Genomic DNA, 18,679 nt, shown 5'->3' on the forward strand with positions numbered 1-18,679 from the left:
AGGCCACGGCGCTGTGTCGGCGGGTGCCCCTGTGCTCGCCCGTTGCGGTCGCTGCAATTTCGCGCGGCGCCGACCGTGGCGATGAGCTACGTTAGGTCCAGCCGCGAAATTCCGTCAATAGTTCGGCGCAGCAGTTTCCCAAATCTTAGGCTGCGAAATTTAACCTCTGAGCTGTTTACTTTTCGCATTGGTTCCGGCGATACTGATCGGTTGACCAGTGGCCGATGGCTCGTCGCTGCGCCGGTTCGGGACGTATTTCCGCTGGTAGCAGCCCATTTTGGGGTCAGAGTTCCGATCAGAGCCTGCCCGGCGCCCGGTGGGGGCGATCACAGCGACGCACAGTGGCATGTGGAGCGAGCAGATCACAGATGGCGCAAACAGGGCGCTGAGGTAAATTGCGCGAAACGCGTGTGAATTCCGATCGCGAGCGCTCGGGGATTGCCGGGACGAGATTTACCTGATGGAAACATCGCATAGTCAGCAGAAATGCTGTGCGGTTGCCAGTTGGTCGGGTCAGGTCTTTCTCCCGGCCATCTCCGCAGTGGGGTCCGAGATAGAGTTCGGCCGTGTTCGCGCCTGCTCCGACCGAAGATCCCCGACTCGAGATACTCGCCGAGAGCGCGTTCGGCTCGAGCCCGGGTTACGCCGCTGCCCAGTTGCCGATCGCCCCCGATGCGCTGGGTTCTTGGTATCGGGCGGTGATTCTCGGCGGCCAGGGGCATTTTGCTGCGGCCCGCGCCGAATTGCGCATTGTCCGTGTCCGCGGCACCGATCCGGTGCTGCTCGCGCTGGCCGCCAGCACCGAAGGTTCACTGCTCCGCCAACTCGGCTGGCACGCCCGCGCGTCGGCCTTCGATGGGCGGGCCGCCGCCCTCCTCACGACGAGGTCGATGGGAGATGGTGCGGTCGGCCCCGCCTCCGGGCGCCCCGGCTACCCCTTCGCGCGCAGCGACGCCATCTGTGACGCGCTGACCGGCCTGGCCGCCGACGCGCTCGGCGTCGGACAGCCCGCGCTGGCCCGGCGGCTGCTGCGCCGCAGCGAGGTCGTGGTGCCGGACGCCGAGATCGGCTGGCGGCCGGCCATCCGCAGGCACTGGGTCTGTGCCGAAACCGCCCTCGCCGCAGGCATATTCGGTTCCGCCGAGACCTACGCGGCGGCGGCGCTCGAGCTCGCCGAGCGCGGCCCTTCGGTGCGGCATCTGGTCAAGTCCAGGCTCTTGGTCGCCGCGGCGGCCGCGGCGGCGGGCGAGCACGACCGGTCCCGCGCGCTGGCGGAGCAGGTCGCCGAACAGTGCCGCGAACACGGCCTGCTGCCGTTGCGCTGGGCGAGCGCGATGCTGCGCGCGGGCCTGGCCGTCGAGGGCGCGGCGGCCGAGGCGGACGCCTGCGCCGCGGCCATCGTCCGACGTGGCGGGCGGTTCCGGCCGATGACGGCGGCCTGAGCGGCTGCCGCACCATCGCTCGGCGTTAAGTCGCGCTACATCAGGTTGGACGGGGTCTGTGGTTCCCAGGACGACCGTGTTGGCTTGTTCCGCTCGCTGTATCGCTATTGTTAGATCCGTTCCGCCACTTCGGCGGAAGCACTGGTCATCACCGACCGTGCCACTTGTAACGCCAGGAATCTCTCTGACGATGACGAACACGGGCGAAGAGTTGGACCTCGCCGTCACTGCGGCCGCGCAGGGCGACAGATCCGCTTTAGCTCAGGTACTGGAGATGATCCGCCCGCTAGTGGTGCGTTATTGCCGCGCGCGGATCGGAGCCGCGGAGCGTGGGCAGCTCTCCGCGGATGACGTTGCGCAGGAGGTCTGTTTGGCCGTGATGACCGCCTTGCCCAGGTATCAAGACCAGGGCAGGCCCTTCATGGCCTTCGTTTACGGAATCGCTTCGCACAAGGTCGCCGACGCTCATCGCAATGCCGCCCGTAACAAGGCGGAGGCAATGGCCGAAGTACCAGATGTCATATCCACCGACCATGGTCCGGAACAACGAGCTCTCGAATCGGAGACGAGCAGGCAGATGAACCGTCTGCTCGCGACACTCCCCGAAAAACATCGAGAGATCTTGATCCTGCGATTGGTCATGGGTTTGTCAGCCGAAGAAACCGCAGTCGCCGTGGGCAGTACGGCGGGCGCGATACGGGTGGCCCAGCACAGGGCGCTCGCGAAACTCAAGTCTCAAGTGGCGAGGGCAGGTGAAATGTATGGCTAGGGATGGCGAGCGCGGTCGGGGTGACTGGAAAGCGCGGCTTGGATCGCGAAACAGCGGTCCCTACGCCGACGCGTCCGGAGACACCGGCCCGGTCGATATCGCCGCGGTACGCCGCGACGATGCGTTGATCGACGCCATCGCAAGCGATGGCCCGGTACGGACCGACAGCGCGGAGGAATATCAGCTCGCGACCATGCTCGCGGACTGGCGGGCCGAACTCATCGCGCCGCCGATGACCGCGGCGCCGGATCTGGACGCGATCGTTGCCGCGGTCAATCAGGAGATCGGCGCCCGCCAGGCGCGGATCGGAGCGCATGGCAGCAACCGACTACGGCTGGTTCGCCCGATCGCGGGGACCGCGGCGGCACTCGCCCTGGTCTTCGGCGGTATGACGGCATTCTCGTACAACTCCGAGCCCGGCGATCCGCTCTGGCGGGTCAAAGAGGTCGTGTTCAGCGAGCAGGCGCAGACCACTGTGGTGCAACGTGCCAATACCGATCTGGACGAAGCGGGGAAGCTGATCGCCCAGAATCCGGTGCTGGCCAAGGAGCGCCTGGAGCAGGCGAAGGTGAACGCCGCGCAGGTCGACAGCCCGGAGAAGCACGACAAGCTGATGGTGGAGTGGAAGCGGCTCGTCGATCGACTGCGCGCCATGGGCTACGGCGACTTGGCCGATCAGCTGGATCAGGGCACCTCGAAGCCGTCCGATCCGTCGGGCAGCACCAGCGCGACGCCGAAGCCGATTCCGCCGGTCATCGGTGACACGACCAAGCCGCCGGTGGAGCAGACCAAGCCCGGTGAGCCGTCCGATCGGCCGACCGGCCCCGTCGATCCGACTACGCCGAACGACCGGCCGACCCAACCGCCGGTGACGACGCCGCCACCGACGGCCGAGCCGACCACCGAACCGCCGGCGCCGACCACCGTGTCGAAGCCGACGGTGGTCGAGCCGACCGGTGACAACGGCGGCGCGGCGACCCCGAGTCGGGTACCGACACAAGGAAATCCGGGCACCACGTTCGTCATCCCCACCGGGTCCGGCGCCGCGGGGAACACCAGCTAGCCGGTAGCGGTACCAGCAACCGACAAGAAAACCGCACACCAGACATGAACCGATTGCCAACCGGCGGTCGGTTTTCTGTCTGTAGGGGTGTCACCGTCGCTGCGCGGGTGCGTCGGAAATCTGCGGGTGCGTCGAAGGTCACAATGCGACACGCGACCGCCGGAGGGGCCGCGTCAGCGGTTCGGGACGAGCCTCAGTTGTCGAATCCGTCGAATCCGTCGCCGTGGAAGGCCTCGTTCATCGAGGCATCCGCGTATCCCCGGCAGTAATCCCAGGTGACGTACGCTTCCGGCGTCGGATCATAGGCGGGCTCGTGCGGGCGCACGGTGCCGTCCACCAACAGTTGAAGCAGGTTGGCGCGCAACATGTCCCAGTCGTGGTAGTGGTCCTGCCGACAGTCTTCGCAACTGACCACGAGTCCGCGGATACCGCGGTGCGCTAGTAGTGCCTCGTAGACCGCGAGATCGGCGAGATCTTCCTCGACCGCAAGGCGCTCATGGGGATCCAGCGGCTCACCGGGCTCGATGGCGTCGAGCGCGGCGGACGGGTCGGAGGGATCTCCGGCGAACGGATCCGGCGGCAAGCCAGGTGGTAGATGGTCACGCACATCCCCACGGTACGCAGAACAGGGTGGTCTGCGCCAGCTATGTAGGCCGCAAGTTTCGCCGGTGGGCTCACTTCGCCGGTGAGTTAGCGGGACAGATACCATGGTGTCAGGCCCCGGCGAGCACCCGACACGATTCCCGGAGCCACCAGTCCATCCCATCAGCTGCGTGCGACGCCGGTGACCCCGGCGCCGGTCGCTGTCGACGTCCAGGAGGGGTCGATCCGAATGAGTAATCCCGTACCGGGCGAACGCACCGCTGTCCGCCCTCCTACGGGTGGTGACGATCCCAATAAGATCGCCATGCTCGGCCTCACATTCGACGATGTGCTGTTGCTGCCCGCCGCCTCGGATCTCATCCCCAGTTCGGTGGAAACCTCGAGCCAGTTGACCAGGGAGATCCGTCTGCGGACCCCGCTGGTCAGTTCGGCGATGGACACGGTGACCGAGGCCAGGATGGCCATCTCCATGGCCAGGGCCGGCGGCATGGGCGTGCTGCACCGCAACCTGTCCGGCGCCGACCAGGCCGCCCAGGTGGAGACGGTGAAGCGGTCCGAGGCGGGCATGGTGACCGATCCGGTGACCTGTCGGCCCTCCGACACCCTCGCCGAGGTCGACGCCATGTGCGCCCGGTTCCGCATCTCCGGCCTGCCGGTGGTAGACGAGACCGGTTCCCTTGTGGGCATCATCACCAACCGCGACATGCGCTTCGAGGTCGACCAGAACCGCCGGGTCGAAGAGGTGATGACCAAGGCACCGTTGATCACCGCTCAGGAGGGCGTGACCGCGGAGGCCGCGCTCGGCCTGCTGCGCAGGCACAAGATAGAGAAGCTGCCGATCGTCGACGGCAACGGCAGGCTCCGCGGTCTGATCACCGTCAAGGACTTCGTCAAGACCGATCAGTACCCGAACGCCACCAAGGACCGCGACGGCCGCCTGCTGGTCGGCGCCGCCGTCGGTGTCGGCGACGATGCCTGGTCACGGGCCATGACGCTGTCCGACGCGGGGGTGGACGTGCTTGTCGTCGACACCGCGCACGGGCATCAGGCGCAGGTGCTGCAGATGGTCACCAAGATCAAGGCCGAGGTCGGCGACCGGATCCAGATCGTCGGCGGCAATGTGGCCACCCGGGCCGGTGCGGCCGCGCTGGTCGAAGCGGGCGCGGACGCGGTGAAGGTCGGCGTCGGTCCCGGCTCCATCTGCACCACTCGCGTGGTCGCCGGTGTCGGCGCGCCGCAGATCACCGCCATCCTCGAGGCCGTCGCCGCGTGCAAGCCCGCCGGTGTCCCGGTGATCGCCGACGGCGGCATCCAGTTCTCCGGCGATATCGCCAAGGCGATCGCCGCGGGCGCGTCCACCGTCATGCTCGGCTCGCTGCTGGCCGGCACCGCCGAATCGCCGGGTGAGCTGATCCTGGTGGGCGGCAAGCAGTTCAAGAGCTACCGCGGCATGGGATCGCTCGGCGCGATGCAGGGGCGCGGCCAGGCCAAATCCTTCTCGAAGGATCGCTACTTCCAGGACGACGTGCTGGCCGAGGACAAGCTGGTGCCCGAGGGCATCGAGGGCCGGGTCCCGTTCCGCGGACCGGTCAACCAGGTCATCCACCAGCTCGTCGGCGGCCTGCGCGCGGCCATGGGCTACACCGGCTCGCAATCCATCGCGCATCTGCAAGAGGCACAGTTCGTGCAGATCACCGCGGCCGGACTCAAGGAGAGCCACCCGCACGACATCACGATGACCGTCGAGGCCCCTAACTACACTGGTCGCGGCTAGCCCGCTTGATGTTCGTGTACTGAACCGGTCGGTCGGTGCATGATTGAGCTTGCTGCGGCTGTGTTGTTACCGAAAGGCTGTGTCGACAGAGCGGGCGTTGAACAAAGCTGCGAGCCTGAGCCTCGTCCGGTCGCCCACAAGGCGGCCGCCGGAGGTGCGAGTTTCGCGAGCGCCGTTCACGGTCCATCTCGCGGCTGAGCGGACGAAGTGCATGTGCCGAAGGCGCGGGTCTCGTCCGCTCAGCCGCGAGACATCCGGGGGCCGCGAACACGCCGTGCCGAAGGCGCGGCACATTGGACACAGCCGCGAACACGCGGCGCCGAAGGCGCCGCAAATCAGACAAGGAGAATTCGCGTGCGCGACATGGTCGAGATCGGCATGGGCCGGACCGCCCGGCGTACCTACGAGCTGGACGATGTCGACATCGTTCCCTCGCGCCGGACCCGCTCGTCGAAGCAGGTGTCGCTGTCCTGGCAGCTCGACGCCTACCGCTTCGAGATCCCGTTCCTGACGCACCCGACGGATGCGCTGGTGTCGCCGGAGTTCGCCATCGAGCTCGGTCGGCTCGGCGGGCTCGGTGTCATCAACGGTGAAGGCCTGTGGGCCAGGCACGCCGATGTTGCCGCGAAGATCGATCAGTTGCTCGAACTCGTCGGCAAGGGCGGCTACGAGCGGGCCGTCTCGCTGCTGCAGGAACTGCACGCCGCCCCGATGCAGCCGGAGCTGCTCGCTGCCGCCGTCGCGCAGGTGCGTGCGGCCGGCGTGACCGTCGCGGTGCGGGTGAGCCCGCAGAACGCCCGCGCGTTGACGCCCGCGCTGGTGCAGGCCGGTGTCGACCTGCTGGTCGTGCACGGCACCATCATCTCCGCCGAGCATGTCGGCGACGGTGAGCCGTTGAACCTCAAGACCTTCATCGCCGAGCTCGACGTGCCCGTGGTGGCGGGCGGGGTCAGCGATCACCGGACCGCGCTGCACCTGATGCGTACCGGCGCGGCCGGTGTCATCGTCGGCTACGGTTCCTTCCCCGGCGCGACCACCACCCGCGAGGTGCTCGGCATCGGGGTGCCGATGGCCACCGCCATCGCCGACGCCGCCGCGGCGCGACGCGATTACCTGGACGAGACCGGCGGGCGCTACGTGCACGTCATCGCGGACGGCGATATCGAGACCTCCGGTCAACTCGCCAAGGCCATCGCCTGTGGTGCCGATGCCGCGATGCTCGGTGTGCCGCTGGCCCTGGCCGCCGAGGCGCCCGGACGGGGCTGGTACTGGCCGTCGGCCGCCGCGCATCCCTCGGTGCCGCGCGGTTCGCTGCTCGGTGTCGAGTGGGAGCTGGAGGAGGGCACCGGTGACTCGGTGCGCCCGAGCCTGGAGCAGGTGTTGTTCGGTCCCTCGGACGACCCGTTCGGCTCGCTGAATCTGGTTGGCGGCCTGCGCCGTTCGATGGCGAAGGCGGGCTACTCCGATCTCAAGGAGTTCCAGAAGGTCGGGCTCAGCGTTCGCGCGTGAGTTTCACCGCGCGTGTGACGGGGTGACCCGTTCGCGCAGGAACTGCCGGATGGCGGTGTTCACCGGCTCCGGGTGCGTCATGGTGACCGCGAGCCGGGCACCGGCGATTTCGACGTAGGTCGAGGCGGTGAGGCCCTGGGTCAGCTGTTTGGCCCGGTCCGGCGGGATGCCGCTGTCGGTGGCGTGGATCACCAAGGCGGGACAGGTGATTTCGGACAACCGCTCCAGTACCGAATCCCGGCTGAGCAGGCACCCCGCCGCGACCTCGATGGTGCGGCAGTCGCGCAGCAGCCAGCGGGTGGTCCAGATCGTGCGGTGCCAGTTGTCGTCGCCGATCAGCCAGGACGCCAACTGATTTGCGGCCTGCTGGCGGGAGCCGTCGTCGTACCACTGCTCCAGGAACTGCTGGGTGGCGTCGGACTGCTCGGGTGTCGGGCCGTTGGCTTCGGTGCTGATCAGGATCAACGCCGACACCCGTTCCGGCGCGATGAGCGCCGTGCGCAGCGCGGTGAAGCCGCCTTGCGCGGTGCCGCCGACCACGGCCCGCTCGGCGCCGAGGTGGTCCAGCACGGTCAGCGCGTCGCGGGCCGCGGTCCAATAGGTGAACGGCAGCCCCTCGTCTCTGGTGCGTCCGTGCCCGCGCGCGTCCCACGAGACGATCCGGAATTCCGGTGCCAGCGCGGCCATCTGAGCCGCGAACATGGTCCGGTCCATGAAGAATTCGTGTGCTAGCAGCACCACCGGGCCGCTCCCGCCGCTGTCCTCGTAGTGGATGTCGGCGTCGATCGCGCGGGCGAATGGCACGAGCACGAGGATAACCAGCGGTGCGTGGCCGAGTGGGGCGATTTGCTGGCTCGCCTCTTTGCTTGCTGGAGCTGGGCTCCTCGGTGCTGCTGTGCCGATGGTTCGCTCGCAAAGTCCGCTCACTAAACTGTGCGGGTGGCAGAAACACAGAGACCGGTCCTCGTCGTCGACTTCGGCGCCCAGTACGCCCAGCTGATCGCCCGGCGGGTCCGCGAATCGAGTGTTTTCTCCGAGGTGATTCCGCATACCACCACGGTCGAGGAGATCGCCGAGAAGCAGCCGCTCGCGGTCATCCTGTCCGGCGGCCCGTCCAGCGTGTATGCCGACGGCGCACCGCAATTGGACGCGCGGCTGTTCGATCTCGGCATACCCGTCTTCGGCATCTGCTACGGCTTCCAGGCGATGGCGCAGGCGCTGGGCGGCACGGTCTCGCACACCGGCACCCGCGAATACGGCCGCACCGAACTGAACATCGACGGCGGCGTGCTGCACGGCGGGCTGCCCACCATCCAGCCGGTCTGGATGAGCCATGGCGACGCGGTCACCGACGCGCCGGAGGGCTTCGAAGTCACCGGCACCACCGCGGGTGCGCCGGTCGCCGCGTTCGAGGACCGGGCGCGACGCCTGGCCGGCGTGCAGTACCACCCCGAGGTGCTGCACTCGCCGCACGGGCAGCAGGTGCTCAGCCGCTTCCTGCACGAGATCGCGGGCATCCGCGCCACCTGGACGCCGGCCAATATCGCCGAGTCGCTGATCACCTCGGTGCGTGAGCAGATCGGCGACGGGCACGCGATCTGCGGTCTGTCCGGTGGCGTCGACTCCGCGGTCGCCGCCGCGCTGGTGCAGCGGGCCATCGGAGATCGGCTGACCTGTGTGTTCGTCGACCACGGCCTGTTGCGGGCCGGGGAGCGTGAGCAGGTGCAGCAGGACTTCGTCGCCGCGACCGGCGCCAAGCTGGTGACCGTTGACGCGGTCGAGAAGTTCCTCGGCGAGCTGAAGGGCGTCACCGACCCCGAGGAGAAGCGCAAGACCATCGGGCGCGAGTTCATCCGGTCGTTCGAGGACGCGGTCTCCGAGGTGGTGATCGAGCAGGGCGGCGGCGCGGCGCCGAAGGTGGAATTCCTGGTGCAGGGCACGCTATACCCGGACGTCGTCGAATCCGGCGGCGGCAGCGGCACCGCGAACATCAAGAGCCATCACAACGTCGGCGGCCTGCCGGACGACCTGGAATTCGAATTGGTCGAGCCGCTGCGCCTGCTGTTCAAGGACGAGGTGCGGGCCGTCGGCCGGGAGCTGGGGCTGCCCGAGGAACTCGTCGCCCGTCAGCCGTTCCCCGGGCCCGGCCTTGCCATCCGGATCGTCGGCGAGGTCACCGAGGATCGGCTGGCCACGCTGCGTCAGGCCGACGCCATCGCGCGCGAGGAGCTCACCGCGGCCGGGCTGGATCGGCAGATCTGGCAGTGCCCGGTGGTGCTGCTGGCGGACGTGCGCAGCGTCGGCGTGCAGGGTGACGGCCGCACCTACGGCCACCCGATCGTGTTGCGGCCGGTCTCGAGTGAGGACGCGATGACCGCCGATTGGACCCGGCTGCCCTATGAGGTGCTCGAGCGGATCTCCACTCGGATCACCAACGAGGTGGCGGAGGTCAACCGGGTCGTCCTCGATGTGACCAGCAAGCCGCCGGGCACCATCGAATGGGAGTGAATCCCTGACAGAGCGAATAAGAATGGCCCGTCCACGTGGACGGGCCATTCTTGTCGGTCGATCAGTGGTGTTTGCGCGGAGAGACCACCAGCACGATGCCGATGATGATGGCGGCGAGCACCACGATCCAGCCGATCGGGATCGCGCTGGTCGTCGGCCACGACTCGGGGCCGATGAAGGCCCACGCGCTCACGCCGAGGGCCAGCAGCCCGACGATGAGCAACGAGGCGGAGGGGCCGCGACGGGTCTCGGTCTGCTCGAATTTGTCAGCCACGGTGCACCTCCGCGCCGCCGGCTCGGACATCGATGTTCAAATCCAATACGGGTCCATTCGGTCTGTTCGGTCCGCTGAGTCCTTCGACACACTTGGCCTCGCCCATGGTCGCTGTGCAATGGGTGTTCACCGTCATGTCCGCGGGCAACCAGACCTGAACGTCGCCCATCCGGACGTCGATATCGACGGTGCGACTGTCGGTCAAGTTCAACTGCCGCAGGTCGAGTGTGCCCGCGCCCATATTGACCGTGTATTGCGTATCCAATTGGTCGACCGAGGTCGGCGTCCAGGCGTGCTCGCCCATCGCGGCGCGGTCGAAGTCGACCGGGCCGATCGCCGAGGCGAGCAGGACGAAACCGGCCAGCGGAGCGGTCAGCACCAGCAGCCCGTAACCGCGGCGCAGGAATGCGCCGAGCACCAGGCCGAGGCCGATCACCGCCAGCGCGACCGCCGCGATCCGGCCCGGCGTCATCCACTCGACACCCGAGCCCGCCATCGCGCCCGCACCCGCGGCGGCGAGGATGGCCAGGCCGATGACCACCGGGGTCAGCCGGGAGCGCCTGCGCTTCGGCGGGGGCGCGACGACGGGGCGGACCGGGGTCGGTTCGGGCAGGTCCCAAGCGAGCGGGGCTACGCCGAGCGGATCCCAGGACGGTGGGGTCGGACGGTTGAATGTGGCGGTGTGCGCCAGTGCGGCGGACGGGCCTGTGCCGGAGAGGGATTGCGGGGTGTTGCCCGGTCCGGTGTCCTTGCTGAGTGACAGCGTGTCGGCTGGGCCGGAGGTGGTGGGGCGGTCGAGTCGCGCCGGGCCCTGCGGTGTGGTGCCGCGCGTGTCGAGCACCTCGGTGGTGTGGGCACCCTTGTCGAGCAAGCCGGTGTCGGTCGCGCTGTATTCGTCTGAGGCGTCACCGTTTTCGGGTCGTGCCGAGTTATCGCGGTTGGCCGGGTTCTGGCCTGCGGCATCCCCCTTGTGCAACAGGACGGTGTCCGCGTCGGCCGCTGTCGGATCGGAAACCTGATGCGGCGGCACGGTTTCGGCGTCGTTCGGCTCGACCGGCGTTTGCGGGACGTAAGCGTCCGGCAGCTTCGTGTATGGCGTGTACACGCTGGTCGGCGGCACATAGATATCGCCTGCGGGGCGCTGCGCGCCGGGCGGGAAGACCGCGCCGGGGTAGCCCGTCGCCATGATCCCGCCGTCCGCGATGAATCCGCTGAACTCACTGGTGGTGCCCGGCGGTGGCTCCGGATTGCGTAGGTGCAGCATCCACCAGCCCGCCAGCATCAAAGCCATGCTGATCAGGCCCGAGCCGCCGAGACCGACGCCGACCGGACCCATCGTGCTCACCGCGATGGCGAGCGCGACGATCAACACGATCGTCTTGGTCTGCGACTGCGAGCTGTGTCCCTTGCCGACCAGCGACTCGGCCGCCGAAGCCTGATCACCGGAGGCACTGAACAGCAGCCACGCCAGCAGATAGAGCACGACGCCGGACCCGCCGAAGATCGCGGACACCACGAACGCCACCCGCACCAGCACCGGATCGACGTTGTAGCGCTGCGCGAACCCGGCCGCCACGCCCGCGATCGGCCCCTGCCGAGGCAACCGCACCGGACGCGTGCGCCACATCTGCTGGAGCTGATCCCCGAAGCTCGTTTTCGTCATGGTTCCCATACTGTGCCTGACCAGCGCATCCGCGCATCGGGGAGAACCCTGAAGATTTTCCTGAACCTTTTGGACCCGCCCGGTCCGAGGCATCCGCCGACCGAACGGCGCAAGATCAGGGTGATTCCGGATAGCTAGCTGTCGCCGGGTCGTGCCACTATCGAATACATGTACCCGTCTGCGCCCTCGTTCGACACTCGGGGGTTCGATGCCACGCGGGGATTCGACACCACGCGTGGTTTCGGCCCGGCGCCGGTGTTCGACCCCGGGCGGCCGCCGCATGCGCGGATGGCGCGGCGCTCGGGCGGGCGGATCGTCGGCGGGGTGGCGGGCGGTATCGCCGATCACCTCGGGGTCGACGTGTTCAAGGTGCGGATGGCGTTCGTGCTGCTGTCCGCGGCCGGGGCGGGCATCGTCGCCTATGGATTGTTGTGGATCTTCACGCCGGGTGGCTCCGATGTCGTGAAGCCGTCCGGATCCGAACGGCGCCAGGCGACCGGACTCGCCTTGCTCGGGCTCGGCCTGGCCGTCGGCGTGTCCTGGCTGTTCAGCGGGACCGCGGCGAGTGTGATCGGGCCCATCGTCGTGGTGGCCATCGGTGCGGCGCTGGTCTGGCGGGAGTACGACGCCGACGGCCCGCGGTCGCTACTCGGCCTGCCCGCCCGCCCCTCGGTAGTGACGTGGGCGCGCATCGTCGCGGGCGGCACGCTGATCGTGGCCGGGCTCGGCGTGGTGGTACTGGCCAGGATCGATCTGAGCTCGCTCGGGTCCGCGCTGATCGCGGTGGCCGTCACGCTGGTCGGGGCGGGGCTGCTGACGGTGCCGCTGTGGTTGCGCATGATGCGGGCACTGAACGCCGAGCGGTCCGCCCGCATTCGCAACGAGGAACGCGAGGAGATCGCCTCGCACCTGCACGATTCGGTGCTGCAGACGCTGGCCCTGATCCAGCGCCAGGCCGACGACCCGCAGGAGGTGGCGCGGCTGGCCCGCAGCCAGGAGCGGGAACTGCGCAAGTGGTTGTTCGAGGATTCCGGTCCCGCGCAATCGAGTCTGGCCGCCGCGCTGCGCACCATCGCGGGCGAGGTGGAAGACCAGCACGGTGTGAAGGTCACCCCGGTGACCGTCGGCGACGTGTCGATGGACATCGGAGACACCGGGTCCGGCCTGCCGAAGGAGCATTTCACCGCGCTGCTCGGCGCCAGCAGGGAGGCGTTGGTCAACGCCGCCAAACACGCGGGAGTCCCGGAGATCGACCTGTTCGCCGAGACGGAACCGCACCAGGTGAGCATCTTCGTCCGCGACCGCGGCGCCGGTTTCGACACCGCCGCCGTGCCGCAGGATCGGCAGGGTCTGGCGAAATCCATTCGCGGCCGGATCGAACGCCGCGGCGGCCAGGTGGAGATCCTGTCCAAGCCCGGTCGCGGCACCGAGGTGCGAATCACCATGCCGCGCACGGACTCCGGTGGTCCGGAGGACGAGGAGCAGTCCGTTGAGGCGCCGACCGTTGGCGCCGAACAGGTGCCAGAGCCAGTTCATCCCGGGCAGTGACCAGGTTTCGCAAACGCTTCCGTAGCGCGAGCAGAACGGCGCGGTCAATGGGAATGAGCAACTGGACAGTTGATTTCGTGAGGACATGGGTAACTCGTCGGGCACGCCCAGAACTAGACTCGGCACCGGCCGTCGGCCCGCGGACAATACTGCCGTGGCTGCTACGACCGGCAAGATACGCGGAGAGGCGGATTAGTGGCTGTGCGGGTCTTTCTCGTTGATGATCACGCAGTGTTCCGGTCCGGTGTGCGGGCGGAGTTGAGTCGCGAGACCGATATGGAAGTCGTCGGCGAAGCCGGCGGAGTGGCCGAGGCGATCGCGGGCATCAAGGCAACGCGTCCCGATGTGGTGCTGCTCGACGTGCACATGCCCGACGGTGGCGGAGTCGCGGTGCTCGCGGGCATCGAGGACGGGCCGGTGTGCCTGGCGTTGAGCGTGTCCGATGCCGCCGAGGATGTGATCGCGGTGATCCGGGCGGGTGCCAGAGGCTATGTGACCAAGACGATTTCGGGCTCCGAACTGGCCGACGGCATCCGTCGGGTGTCCGCAGGCGACGCGGTGTTCAGTCCGCGCCTCGCCGGTTTCGTGCTCGATTCGTTCACCGGCAAATCGCAGGTGCCGGAGCCGCCGCTGGACCCGGAACTGGATTCGCTGACCCCACGCGAACTCGAGGTGCTGCGGCTGCTCGCCCGCGGCTACACCTACCGTGAAATCGCCGAAACCCTGTTCATCTCGGTGAAAACCGTGGAAACGCACGCGTCCAACGTGCTGCGCAAAACCCAGCAGTCCAACCGCAACGCGCTGACCCGCTGGGCCCACCGCCGCCGCATCGACTGACCGCGCGGCCGGGCTTACATCACGGCGATGATGATCGCGATGATGATGATCAGGCCGATCAGCAGGCCGACGGCGATCGCCAGCGGCGCGTTGCTCGCCTGCGGTGGCTTGGTCCGCTGCGGGGCAGGGGCCGACGTGGCGGCCGCCGGGGCGCGGTGCGGTCGAGGCAGCGGGGTCGAGTGCGGACTGCGCAGCCCCGACGCCGAATTCCGGGCCGCCCACGCCGGAATCGTGCCGTCCTCGGTGCGCACCGGCGCACCCAGAATGTAGGGTCCGGTGCCGGGACCGAAAGCCGCGGTGAGGATTTCGTCCCTGGCCTCGGCCATCGTCGGCCGCCGCTGCGGTGCGGGTTCCATCATGTGCAGCAGCGCCTCGGTGAGCATCCCGCTGCGCGTCGGCGGAATGATCTGCGCCATCGCCGCGCGGTGCACCAGCACATCGCTGTCCTCGTCGAGACCGAACGGCGGTTGCCCCTCGATCGCCGTGTACAGCGTCGCGCCCAGGGAGAATACGTCGCTGGCCTTGGTCGGCTGCGCGCCGCGCGCCACCTCCGGCGGCAGGTAGGCCGGGGTCCCGGTGATCACGCCGTCGGGCTCGTCGGAGTGTTCACCCGCGCCGCGCGAGATGCCGAAGTCGCTGAGCTTGGCCATGCCGACGATCGGACCACGGTCGGCGACAAGGATATTGCCCGGTTTGATGTCGCGGTGCACGATGCCCGCCGCGTGCGCGGCGGCCAGCGCGTCGGCGACCTGCGCGCCGATCTGCGCCACCTCGATCGGGGGCAGGCTGTCGACCAGCGCGAGCGCCTTGGCCACGCTGCGGGAAGGTAAGTGCTCCATCACCAGCCAGGGCTCGCCCGCCTCCAGCACCACGTCGTACACGGCGATCGCGTGCTCGTGCGAGAGCTTGGCCGCGACCCGGCCCTCGTGGATGATCTGGTTGCGGATCTCGTTGGCCTCTTCTTCGTCGAGTCCGACCGTCGAGATGACCTGCTTGATGGCGACATCCCGGTCGAGCAGCCGGTCGTGCGCGAGCCACACCGCGCCCATGCCACCGCCACCCGCCTTCGACTGCAGACGGTAGCGGCCGGCAACAAGATAGTCCGGGCCGACGATGGGACGAGCGCGTTCGGTCACGGGTGCGAGGGTAGCGGAAAATGGGGTTAGCTGGCCTGATTCGCGGGGGCGGCGTACCGGGTTTCGCTGACGCGAACGGGCCGACGGAGGTGCCACCGCCGCGGCCGTGATCCGCGGGGCACGCCGCATCACGATTCGCTCGCGAAATGGCGGCCAGCTGGATGGGCTCTTGACGGAACTCGGGGGTCGGTTTCTACTGAGCTTGTATCGAACGTATATTCGATACGAATCGATAGCTGAATCGGTGCTGCTCTCCGGTCCATCGTGGGAAGTAGGTGGTAGAGATGGGTTCGGATGCGAAATCGCAGGAGGGGGCACAACCGCATGCAACCTCGCTCGGAGTAGCTCGGGAGAGTCCGCCGACCCTGGCTGAGCTGCGCAGAAGGATGGCGGCGATACCCGGTCGCGGTGCGGCGGCGGCCGAGCGGATGCCGCTCGACACCGAACTGAGCCGGGAGTCGCTGGTGGTGCCGCCCGCGCTCGCGGAGCTGTTGCCGGGCGGTGGCCTGCCCAAGGGGTCCGTCGTGGCTTACACGGGGGCGAGGTCGTTGCTCGCCGGACTGCTTGCCGCGGTGACCGCAGACGGCGGGCATGCCGCCGTGGTCGGCGTGCCCCGGCTCGGCCTGCTCGCCGCGGTGGAGATGGGTGCCCAACTGGAGCGGCTGGCCGTGATCGCCGACCCCGGCCCGGATCCGGTGGAGGTGGCCGCGGTATTGCTCGACGGGCTCGACCTGGTCGTGCTCGGCCTCGGTGGCGCCGCCGTCGCACCCGCCCGCACCAGGGTGATCGCCGCCCGCGCGCGCAACAAAGGCGCCACCCTCGTGGTCACCGACGGCCGCTGGCCCGGCGCCGCCCTGCAGCTCGAGGCCCGCATCGCCGGTTACGCGGGCCTCGGGCACGGCCGCGGCCGCCTGCGCTCGCTCGGCCTCGAGGTCGAAGTGCGGGGCAAGGCGGGCCCACCCCGTCGCGGCCGCCTCGACCTGCGCTCGGCCGCCGGCCGCGTCGAATGGGTACGGCGCGAAGCGGTTACCCGCGCCGCCGCACCGGCCGATGCCAGGGAGGCGGCGTCGTGACCGGAGCACCGTGATTCTCCCCGGCAAAGGGAAAGGGGCAGCCCGGGTTCTGGCGTTGTGGTGTCCGGATTGGCCCGCGGTGGCCGCCGCCGCGATGGCGCGGTTGCCCGCGACTCAGCCGGTGGCGGTGCTCTTCGCGAACCGGGTGATCGCTTGTTCGGCGATCGCGCGGGCCGACGGGGTGCGGCGCGGGCTGAAGCGGCGAGAAGCGCAAGGGCGGTGTCCGGAGTTGTTTCTCGCACACGCGGATCCGGATCGGGACGCGCGGCTGTTCGAGCCGGTGGTCGCGGCCGTCGATGCGACGGTCCCGGGGGTGGAGGTGCTGCGGCCTGGGCTGTTGGTGCTCGGGGCCCGTGGCGCTGCCCGGTTTTTCGGTTCCGAGGAGGAAGCGGCCGAACGGCTCGTCGACGCGGCGGCAGCCGCCGGGGTGGAGGCGCAGATCGGCATCGCCGATGAGTTGTCCACGGCGGTGATCGCCGCCCGGCGTGGTGCGATCGTGCCCGCCGGGGCGGGGGCGCGGTTTCTCGCGCCGATGCCGGTGCGTGAGCTCGCGGTCGAGCCGAGCCTGGCCGCGCCGGAGCGCGCCGATCTGGTGGATCTGTTGCACCGCTTGGGCTTACGTCGGATCGGCGATTTCGCCGCACTGTCTCCCGCCGAGGTCGCCTCGCGCTTCGGCGCCGACGCCGTGCTGGCGCACCGCTGTGCGCGGGCGCAACCCGAGCGCCCGCCCGCCGCGCGGCAGCCACCCAAGGATCTGACGGTGGAGTACCGCTGCGACCCGCCGATCGAGCGGGTCGATGCCGCCGCCTTCGCGGGCCGCATGCTCGCCACCCAGTTGCATGCCGAACTGTCCAGTGCCGGGCTGGCCTGCACCCGATTATCGATCTTCGCGGAAACCGATGCGGGAGAGGAACTTTCCCGGATCTGGCGGTGCGCGGAACCGCTGACGCCGGACGATACCGCGGACCGGGTGCGCTGGCAGCTGGACGGCTGGCTCACCCGGCGCGACCGGCCCACCGCGCCGATCACCCTGCTGCGGCTGGCACCCGTCGAGGTGGTGGCGGCGGGTGCGTTGCAGCTCGGGCTGTGGGGCGGCGTCGGCGAGGAGGACGAGCGGGCCCGGCGCGCACTGATCCGGGTACAGGGTCTGCTCGGCGGCGAAGCGGTGCGGATCGGCGTGCTCAGCGGCGGGCGCGGGCCCGCCGAGCGCATCACCATGGTCGCGCTGGGTGACGAACCGGTGCCCGCCGCCGACCCGGCCTTGCCCTGGCCGGGCAGGCTGCCCGAACCGGCTCCCGCCCTGCTCCTGCTGAACCGGCCGTCGGTGCGCTTGGAAGCCGCCGACGGCACCCCGATCCGGGTCACCGAACGCGCCCTGTTCAGTGCCGATCCGTCCCGCTTGCACTGGGGCAGCAAGCAGTGGCGATTGACCGGCTGGGCCGGCCCGTGGCCGGTGGACGAACGCTGGTGGGTGCCGGATTCGACCGAAAAAGACGACACCGCAAACACTTTCACCGCTCGCGCGCAAGTCCAGCTGGACGGCGAGCCATCTGACGTCCGGGTCCTACTGCTCGTCTATTACGACGAGACCTGGCGCGCCGAGGGGCTTTACGACTGATCAGGCAGGCCGCGACCACACCGTCGCCATCGTGAAGGGCTGCCCGCGCAGTTCCGCCCACTTCGGCTTGGCGTCGAGCCAGCTGTCGTCGATCAGCATCTCGGTGAGCTCGGCGAGTACCCAGCCCGCATCCAGTGCCGCCGTCACGTGCTCACTGAGCAGGTGCAGATGCGTGCTGATCGCCAGCGGTTCGCCCCCGGCGGGCGTGTAGTGCGTCGGCATCCCGGTCATCATCATGAATTGCGGGTGAAAGCTGACCAGGACGCACAGCGCGCCGGGCGCGGCCAGCCGCCACGCCTCGGCGTAGAACGGCGCCAACTCGGGCAGATGCTCATCGATCAGCGAGGCGATCACCAGGTCGTAGGCCCCGGCGGCCAGTCCGGTGTCGCGTACGTCCGCCTGGGTGAGTGTGCTGTGTGCCCCGCGTTCCTCGGCCCGCTTCAGCATCCCCGCGCTCACATCGACCCCGTCGATCCGGGAAACCCCCTGCGCACGCAGCCAGGCCCCGGTTCGGCCCGTCCCGCAGCCCAGGTCGGCGGCGCGTCGCACCCGCGACCAGGCCGGGTGCCGCAACCGCGCCAGCAGTGCGAGGTCCATCTCGTCCATGACGGTTTGCTCGTACGTCGGTGCCCATCCGTCGTATCCGGTGGCCACATCGACGGTGCGATAGTTGCGGCGGTCGTAGTCCGCGAATGATGGCATGCGCGGAGTATGTCGCGGCACAACAGGATTCGCCAGCCGATTTCCTTCGGCCACGCTTGCGTAGAGGCCGGTTCGGTTGCGCGGTTCTCGCCGAATCGTGAGCTCGAGCAACGTCGCCCGGACGCGGGGTGTGGTGCCCGGCTCACGTGATCCGTGTGAC

The 18,679-nt window shown here is 68.9% G+C and carries 16 protein-coding genes; 10 read left to right on the forward strand and 6 right to left on the reverse strand.

What is annotated here, in order from left to right; translation table 11 throughout:
• The first annotated feature begins 566 nt into the window (after positions 1-566).
• The 3 genes from ACFK0J_RS06155 (at position 567) to ACFK0J_RS06165 (ending at position 3,274) form a co-directional block, all read left to right on the forward strand.
• Positions 567-1,442 (forward strand): hypothetical protein, encoded by an 876-nt coding sequence (locus ACFK0J_RS06155; protein ID WP_378737351.1) that lies wholly within the window; start codon positions 567-569, stop codon positions 1,440-1,442.
• Positions 1,443-1,632: 190 nt separating this feature from the next.
• Entirely contained in the window at positions 1,633-2,211 is a 579-nt protein-coding gene (locus ACFK0J_RS06160; RefSeq protein ID WP_218474064.1) for a sigma-70 family RNA polymerase sigma factor, read from the forward strand.
• The gene (locus ACFK0J_RS06165; RefSeq protein WP_378737353.1) at positions 2,204-3,274 is read left to right on the forward strand and encodes an anti-sigma-D factor RsdA; all 1,071 of its coding nucleotides are present in this window, start codon (positions 2,204-2,206) and stop codon (positions 3,272-3,274) included. Before ACFK0J_RS06160 ends, ACFK0J_RS06165 begins: the two co-directional genes overlap by 8 nt.
• A gap of 193 nt (positions 3,275-3,467) precedes the next feature.
• Here ACFK0J_RS06165 and ACFK0J_RS06170 read toward each other — a convergent pair whose 3' ends face one another.
• Complete coding sequence (locus ACFK0J_RS06170) at positions 3,468-3,881, reverse strand: DUF5319 domain-containing protein (RefSeq protein ID WP_022567296.1); 414 nt, start codon at positions 3,879-3,881, stop codon at positions 3,468-3,470.
• A gap of 225 nt (positions 3,882-4,106) precedes the next feature.
• Between ACFK0J_RS06170 and guaB the strand changes: the two genes are divergently transcribed.
• Entirely contained in the window at positions 4,107-5,651 is a 1,545-nt protein-coding gene (guaB, locus tag ACFK0J_RS06175; protein ID WP_378737355.1) for an IMP dehydrogenase, read from the forward strand.
• 354 nt (positions 5,652-6,005) lie between these two features.
• Entirely contained in the window at positions 6,006-7,160 is a 1,155-nt protein-coding gene (locus tag ACFK0J_RS06180) for a GuaB3 family IMP dehydrogenase-related protein (RefSeq protein WP_378737357.1), read from the forward strand.
• Between the two features lie 3 nt (positions 7,161-7,163).
• Here the strand turns inward: ACFK0J_RS06180 and ACFK0J_RS06185 are convergent, their stop codons facing one another.
• A complete protein-coding gene (locus ACFK0J_RS06185; protein WP_378737359.1) occupies positions 7,164-7,964 on the reverse strand; it encodes an alpha/beta fold hydrolase in 801 nt (266 codons plus the stop codon).
• Positions 7,965-8,093: 129 nt separating this feature from the next.
• Here ACFK0J_RS06185 and guaA point away from each other — a divergent pair, with 129 nt between their 5' ends.
• Positions 8,094-9,668, forward strand: a complete 1,575-nt coding sequence (guaA, locus tag ACFK0J_RS06190; RefSeq protein ID WP_378737361.1) for a glutamine-hydrolyzing GMP synthase — start codon at positions 8,094-8,096, stop codon at positions 9,666-9,668.
• Between the two features lie 61 nt (positions 9,669-9,729).
• Here guaA and ACFK0J_RS06195 read toward each other — a convergent pair whose 3' ends face one another.
• Together ACFK0J_RS06195 and ACFK0J_RS06200 are read right to left on the reverse strand one after the other, a co-directional pair.
• Entirely contained in the window at positions 9,730-9,942 is a 213-nt protein-coding gene (locus tag ACFK0J_RS06195; protein WP_378737363.1) for a hypothetical protein, read from the reverse strand.
• Entirely contained in the window at positions 9,935-11,614 is a 1,680-nt protein-coding gene (locus tag ACFK0J_RS06200) for a PspC domain-containing protein (RefSeq protein ID WP_378737365.1), read from the reverse strand. Before ACFK0J_RS06200 ends, ACFK0J_RS06195 begins: the two co-directional genes overlap by 8 nt.
• A 279-nt stretch (positions 11,615-11,893) precedes the next feature.
• Between ACFK0J_RS06200 and ACFK0J_RS06205 the strand changes: the two genes are divergently transcribed.
• Both ACFK0J_RS06205 and ACFK0J_RS06210 read left to right on the forward strand, forming a co-directional pair.
• Positions 11,894-13,153 carry a PspC domain-containing protein gene (locus ACFK0J_RS06205; RefSeq protein WP_378742658.1) on the forward strand — a complete coding sequence of 420 codons (1,260 nt, stop codon included), beginning with the start codon at positions 11,894-11,896 and terminating at the stop codon, positions 13,151-13,153.
• Between the two features lie 201 nt (positions 13,154-13,354).
• Positions 13,355-13,990 carry a response regulator transcription factor gene (locus ACFK0J_RS06210; RefSeq protein ID WP_218478197.1) on the forward strand — a complete coding sequence of 212 codons (636 nt, stop codon included), beginning with the start codon at positions 13,355-13,357 and terminating at the stop codon, positions 13,988-13,990.
• 14 nt (positions 13,991-14,004) lie between these two features.
• On the opposite strand, the gene ACFK0J_RS06215 is transcribed toward ACFK0J_RS06210, so the two are convergent.
• Positions 14,005-15,126, reverse strand: coding sequence for a serine/threonine-protein kinase (locus tag ACFK0J_RS06215; RefSeq protein ID WP_378737367.1), 1,122 nt, complete (start codon positions 15,124-15,126; stop codon positions 14,005-14,007).
• 284 nt (positions 15,127-15,410) lie between these two features.
• Between ACFK0J_RS06215 and ACFK0J_RS06220 the strand changes: the two genes are divergently transcribed.
• Both ACFK0J_RS06220 and ACFK0J_RS06225 read left to right on the forward strand, forming a co-directional pair.
• A complete protein-coding gene (locus ACFK0J_RS06220) occupies positions 15,411-16,199 on the forward strand; it encodes a hypothetical protein (protein WP_378737369.1) in 789 nt (262 codons plus the stop codon).
• 94 nt (positions 16,200-16,293) lie between these two features.
• Positions 16,294-17,817, forward strand: coding sequence for a DNA polymerase Y family protein (locus tag ACFK0J_RS06225; RefSeq protein WP_378742660.1), 1,524 nt, complete (start codon positions 16,294-16,296; stop codon positions 17,815-17,817).
• Here the strand turns inward: ACFK0J_RS06225 and ACFK0J_RS06230 are convergent, their stop codons facing one another.
• The gene (locus ACFK0J_RS06230; protein ID WP_378737371.1) at positions 17,818-18,519 is read right to left on the reverse strand and encodes a class I SAM-dependent DNA methyltransferase; all 702 of its coding nucleotides are present in this window, start codon (positions 18,517-18,519) and stop codon (positions 17,818-17,820) included.
• Positions 18,520-18,679 lie beyond the last annotated feature (160 nt).

Origin of the sequence: Nocardia brasiliensis (assembly GCF_042691675.1) — a bacterium.
Classification (GTDB): domain Bacteria; phylum Actinomycetota; class Actinomycetes; order Mycobacteriales; family Mycobacteriaceae; genus Nocardia; species Nocardia brasiliensis_D.